The sequence below is a fragment of the Vibrio sp. 1069 genome, assembly GCF_033340555.1.
The window spans coordinates 1-586 of the sequence record NZ_JAWOWP010000664.1 but is presented as its reverse complement, the minus strand read 5'-3'; the positions used below and the strand labels follow the sequence as shown (position 1 = coordinate 586).

Sequence of the window (586 nt, the reverse complement as noted above, 5' to 3'; positions counted from 1 at the left end):
TCAAACAGGCCCAACTTGGCAGTAATTCGGGATGCTGAGAGAAAACGAGAACCATTACTTGGCGTGAGCGAAAAAGCTCTTTTTGCCAAACAGAGCGCATGTCGTTGTTGCCCCAAGCTTTCATAAAGACCGATCAAACTGTCAATGGCAGCCAAGCAGAGCGGATTCCGAGTTACATAATCAGCCAGAACTTTGACTGCTTCAGATATGTGGCCTTGATGATGCAATAAAAACGCGGTCGCACATACTTTACTTGCATGCTCTTTCTGACTGCAGAGAGGTAAATAAGCCTCAAGTTGTGTGTAGTCACGTCTTTCAACTAAAGTATCGATAATCAGAGATTCAACACAAATACTGGACGCGTGGGTCTTGTGAAGCAAGATGACATCAGATAGTAAGAGAGGTTGTGAAGCCAGCAGTCTTGTTGTTACAGTGGCAATGTGCTGTTGTTCTTGCAGTGCTTGGAGCATTTTCGTGTAAAGTGCTTTTGTTTGAAGGGGTTTTGTTAGCAGGTGACGAACCCGCCCAGAGCTAGAAAGTGCTGTGAGGACTGTCTCTTTTGTGGCATCGCTAGAAATCATAAGCA

Annotated in this window: 1 pseudogene; it reads right to left on the bottom strand. The window is 45.1% G+C overall.

Going from position 1 to position 586, the window contains the following annotated elements:
• A pseudogene (locus R7040_RS28345) lies at nt 1-470 on the bottom strand (response regulator); the annotation flags it as partial.
• Nucleotides 471-586: the final 116 nt, after the last annotated feature.